The following is a 913-nucleotide window of genomic DNA, read 5'->3' as shown; positions in this document are numbered from 1 at the left end:
CGGTTGAACTCGCCTTCGTTTCTGCTACATCTCGGCCAGGCGTGGTTCTGCACGTAGTTGAGCTACCGAATCGTGTAGCAGAACTACGTGCAGAACCATGTGTGGCAAAGCCATGGGCGCGATCATCGTTTTTGCACCACCAGTCCACCTGTCGGAGACAGCTCGAAAATCTCTCGACAAGAGGACCCCCGAGCCGTTGGCTTATTTCCATGAGTAGCTATGTTTCCCATGTATCAGTCGACTGTCTCAACGCCTACGAACTCTCCGAGTTCTGGCGGCAGGTCCTCTCCTACGACGAAAACGCCGACGACCCCAACGAGCCTGGCGACGTCGAATGCCCGATCTTCGACCCCGCCACCGGCCACACGATCTTGTTCATCCAGGTGGACGACCCCACACCGGGCAAGAACCGGATCCACTTCGACCTACGCCCACGCGAAGGCACTCGCGACGAAGAGGTCGAACGCCTCCAGGCCCTGGGCGCGCGTTTCATCGCCGACCGTCGCGACATCCACAGCCCAGGAACCGGATGGGTCACCCTCGCAGACCCCGAGGGCAACCAGTTCTGCGTCCTGCGCTCCGACGCGGAGAAGTCAGCAGCTGCGCAGTAGCTCAAACGACCGTTTCTGCCACGGTCCCGAGCGTGTGTAGGGGCCGGTGGGGGCGGCTATCTCGATAGGTTGGCGGACGTGAGAAGTGAACAGGCTGCGCTGGGCAGATCGAACCCCACATGGGTGCTGGCCCCGCCCCTTTTGGCGTCAGCGCTGGCGTTAGCCTTCCCCCGCCCTGAAATGTGGTTGGACGAGGCAGCTACGGTCAGCGCAGCGTCTCGCTCCTGGGGTGAGTTGTGGCGTCTGACTGAGCACCAGGACCGTTCACTAGCGGGTTATTACGCTGCCACGAAGTGAAGCGT

Annotated in this window: 1 protein-coding gene; it reads left to right on the top strand. The window is 61.3% G+C overall.

What is annotated here, in order from left to right; translation table 11 throughout:
* Nucleotides 1-209: 209 nt before the first annotated feature.
* Entirely contained in the window at nt 210-611 is a 402-nt protein-coding gene (locus HMPREF0321_RS10620; protein ID WP_006946341.1) for a VOC family protein, read from the top strand.
* Nucleotides 612-913 lie beyond the last annotated feature (302 nt).

Origin of the sequence: Dermacoccus sp. Ellin185 (assembly GCF_000152185.1) — a bacterium.
GTDB classification, from domain to species: domain Bacteria; phylum Actinomycetota; class Actinomycetes; order Actinomycetales; family Dermatophilaceae; genus Dermacoccus; species Dermacoccus nishinomiyaensis.
The sequence above is the reverse complement of the archived record's forward strand: the minus strand, read 5'-3'. Positions and strand labels throughout refer to the sequence as shown.

Coding starts and splice junctions, on each gene's coding strand:
- HMPREF0321_RS10620 (WP_006946341.1), top strand. CDS start 210: ATGAGTAGCTATGTTTCCCATGTATCAGTCGACTGTCTCAACGCCTAC.